The 3,338-nt window shown below is 76.2% G+C and carries 4 protein-coding genes and 1 pseudogene; 2 read left to right on the plus strand and 3 right to left on the minus strand.

The window, feature by feature from the left end; all coding sequences use genetic code 11:
* The coding region (locus tag NWP10_RS11090) for an RNA methyltransferase (protein WP_258300950.1) at window positions 1-790 on the plus strand (790 nt) is incomplete at its 5' end.
* 149 nt (window positions 791-939) lie between these two features.
* Here the strand turns inward: NWP10_RS11090 and NWP10_RS11095 are convergent.
* Both NWP10_RS11095 and NWP10_RS11100 read right to left on the minus strand, forming a co-directional pair.
* A complete protein-coding gene (locus tag NWP10_RS11095) occupies window positions 940-1,209 on the minus strand; it encodes a GlsB/YeaQ/YmgE family stress response membrane protein (RefSeq protein ID WP_017489561.1) in 270 nt (89 codons plus the stop codon).
* Window positions 1,210-1,364: 155 nt separating this feature from the next.
* The gene (locus NWP10_RS11100; RefSeq protein ID WP_258300951.1) at window positions 1,365-2,672 is read right to left on the minus strand and encodes an MFS transporter; all 1,308 of its coding nucleotides are present in this window, start codon (window positions 2,670-2,672) and stop codon (window positions 1,365-1,367) included.
* A gap of 63 nt (window positions 2,673-2,735) precedes the next feature.
* On the opposite strand from NWP10_RS11100, the gene NWP10_RS11105 reads away from it, so the two are divergent.
* On the plus strand, window positions 2,736-3,245 hold the full coding sequence (locus NWP10_RS11105; protein WP_258300952.1) for a (deoxy)nucleoside triphosphate pyrophosphohydrolase: 510 nt from the start codon (window positions 2,736-2,738) through the stop codon (window positions 3,243-3,245).
* Here the strand turns inward: NWP10_RS11105 and NWP10_RS12495 are convergent.
* Window positions 3,176-3,338, minus strand: a pseudogene (locus NWP10_RS12495) (glutamine synthetase); the annotation flags it as partial. The gene NWP10_RS11105 and the pseudogene NWP10_RS12495 sit on opposite strands and share 70 nt — an antisense overlap.

Genomic DNA, 3,338 nt, shown 5'->3' on the forward strand with positions numbered 1-3,338 from the left:
GGGCCCGCAGGCGTGCCGCGAGGCGCTGCGCGCGCACCTGGGGGAGGGGCCGGCGGGCGCGGCGCGGCAGTGGCCGGCCGGTCGCGTCCTCACCCAGGTCTACGTCTCCGCCGGGCTCGCCGACCGGGACTCGGAGCTGGCGGCCCTCGTGGAGCGGGTGGCCGCCGACGGGCCCGACGGCGGCGAGCGGGTGTTCGTGCGGGAGGCCTCGGACGAGGTGCTCACCGCCATGGCGGACGCCGTGACGGGGCAGGGGATCGTGGCCGTGGCACGCATCCCGGAGCAGCCGTCGTTGGCGCAGGTCCTCGGGGGCGCGGCGCTGGCGGCGGTGCTGTGCCGGGTGCAGGATCCGGGCAACGCCGGGACGGTGCTGCGCGCCGCGGACGCCGCGGGCGCGGGCGCGGTGGTGCTCACCGCCGGGTCCGTGGACCCGTTCAATCCCAAGGTGGTGCGCTCCACCGCGGGCTCGCTGTTCCACCTGCCCGTGCTCACCGGCGCCGAAGCGGCCGCCGTCGCGGACGCGTCCCGCGGGGCCGGCCTGCAGGTGTGGGCGGCCGACGGCTACGGCGACGACCGCCTCGACGCGCTCGCCCCGGAGACGACGGCGGCACCCACGGCTTGGCTGTTCGGCAACGAGGCGCAGGGACTGGACGAGGCGGAGCTCGCCCTGGCGGACCGCCGGGTGGCCGTGCCGCTCTACGGTGCCGCGGAGTCGCTGAACGTGGGGACGGCGGCCACCGTCTGCCTCTACGCCTCGGCCATGGCGGCCGCCGGCCGCCGGGCCGGCTGATCCGGGCGCCGGGCTCGCGCGGCGCCGTCCGTCGTCGGCGTGCGTATGGCCGGTCGTGGGGGAGCCGGGCATACGGAAAGGGCGGGGATCCGTGAGGATCCCCGCCCTTTCAAGCGGTCCCGGCCGAAGCCGGGTGAGCTCGTCTCAGCTCAGACGCGGGTGCCGCGACGGCCGGTGATGGCCTGCCAGATGAAGGCCACGATGACACCGCCGATGATCGCGAAGATCCAAGTGGCGAGGTCGAAGAAGCCGTCGTTGGTGGAGAAGCCCATCAGGCGGCCGATCCAGCCGCCCAGGAGGGCGCCCAGCACACCGGTGATGAGAGCGCCGAGCCAGCCGGTGCCCTGACGGCCCGGGAGGATGGCGCGAGCGATGGCGCCGGCGATGAGACCGAGGACGATCCAGGCGATGAAGCCCATGATGATGTTCCTTTCAAGTGCGAACTCTGACTAACGGGAAAGAAGTTAGCAAGGCGTTTCGCGGAAGCACCACCTCTGATCCCCCGACTTTTCGAGATCCTTCTCCTTTGTGCCCAAGGCCACAGCAGGGGGGCGGCCGGCCACCCGCGCCGCGGTCAGCGGGCGTCGGCCGCCGTCGCCGCCGCGTCCGGGGAGGCGCGCCGCACCAGGACGAACGCGAGGACCAGGCCCGCGAGGGCGATGGCCGCCCCCACGAGCGGGGGCGTGCGCAGGGAGGCGCCCGCCCCGATCGCCGCGGCCCCGACCCAGGCGCCCATCGCGTTCGCCATGTTGAGGGCGGAGTGGTTCAGGGAGCCGGCCAGCTGCGGCGCACCGGGGGCCGAGTCCACGAGCAGCACCTGCAGGGAGGGGGCGATCCCGGATCCGCTCACCGCCACGCAGAACAGCAGGAGGACCATCACCGGTGCCCACTGGGCGGTCAGGCCCACGGCCAGGAGGGAGACGGCGCTGAGCCCGAAGCTCAGGCGCAGGGTGCCCACGGGGTCACGGTCCGTCAGGGCGCCGCTCACGAGCGTGCCCACGACCATGCCGATCCCGTACAGGGCGAGGACGGCGGGGACCCACCGCTCGTCCAGGCCGGCCACCTCGGTGAGCAGCGGGGCGATGTAGGTGTAGAGGGCGAACATCCCGGCGAAGCCGATCACGCCCACGGTCACCGTGGCCCAGAGCCGGCCGGAGGCCAGGCCCCGCAGCTCGCGGCGCACGGACGCGCCCGCGGGGGCGGGGACCGGCGGCACGAGCCACGCGGTGGCGGCCACGCAGGCGAGCGCGCAGGCGGCGACGATCACGAACATCCAGCGCCAGCCGGCGGCCTGGCCGATCGCCGTCGCGGCCGGCACGCCCACCACGTTGGCCACGGACAGGCCCGCCATCACCCACGCGATGGCCTGGCCGCGCCGCGCGGGCCCCGCCAGGTCGGCGGCGGCGAGGGCGGCGGCGGAGAAGTAGGCGCCGTGGGGCAGCCCGGAGACGAACCGCGCGGCCATCATGGTGCCCGTGTCCGGGGCGAGGAACGCGCCCGCGTGGCCGACGGTGAACAGCAGCATCAGCACGATGCCGGTGGTCCGCCGGTCCACCCGGGCGAACGCGGCGGCCAGCAGCGGGGCGCCGACCACCACCCCGAGGGCGTACATGGAGATGAGCACGCCGCCGGCCTCGAGGCCGATGCCGAGGTCCGCCACCGCCTGCGGCAGCAGGCCCATGATGGCGAACTCGGTGGTGCCGATCGCGAAGCTGCCGAGGGCGAGCGCGAGGATCGCCGGCAGCAGCCGGACCCGTCGCCCGCCCAGGAGGGCCTGGGGTCCGACGGCGCCGGAGGCCGGGGAGCCCGCGGCGCCGGCCGGGTCGGGGCGGGCGGGCATGGACGGGGACGCGGCGGGGTCGCCGGAGGCGGGGGTGGTCATGGGCACCGGCCCAGCCTACGGACCGGGTCCGGGAGCGCGGCGCGCCGTCGCTAGCCTGGGCCCATGACCTCTGCCACATCCCCGTCCGCCGTGACCGCCTCCCGCCCGACGAAGCCCCGGGGACCCGGAGCGCAGCCGCGGCTCGTGGTGGGGCTGGCGCTGCTCGACGACGCCGCGGCGCCGAGCCGCCTGCTGGCCGCCCGGCGCAGCGCCCCCGCCGTGCTGCGGGGCCTGTGGGAGTTCCCGGGCGGGAAGGTGGAGACGGGGGAGGGCCCGCGGGAGGCGCTGGCCCGGGAGGTCCGCGAGGAGCTGGGTGTGGCCGTGCGGCTCGGTGCCGAGGTGCCGTCCCCGGACCCGGAGGGGTGGGAGCTGGCCAACGGGGCCCGGATGCGCGTGCTCTGGGGCGTCCTCGCCGAGGAGGGGGCCGAGCCGGCCGCCCTCGAGGACCACGATCTGCTCGCCTGGGTGCCCCTGTCCGGGGCCGGCGCGCACCACCTGGACTGGATCCCCGCGGACCGCCCGATCGTGTCCGCCGTGGTGGCGGCGTCGGAGCCGGGCACGTTGTCGAAGTAGCCGGCGCGGTCCACCGGCACGGGCCGGCCGTCGGGGCCGGGCTGGTCGCTCTTGAGCAGGTAGAACTCGATCTCCGGGTGCATGAAGCAGGAG

Source organism: Micrococcus sp. HG099 (assembly GCF_024723355.1).
GTDB lineage: Bacteria > Actinomycetota > Actinomycetes > Actinomycetales > Micrococcaceae > Micrococcus > Micrococcus endophyticus.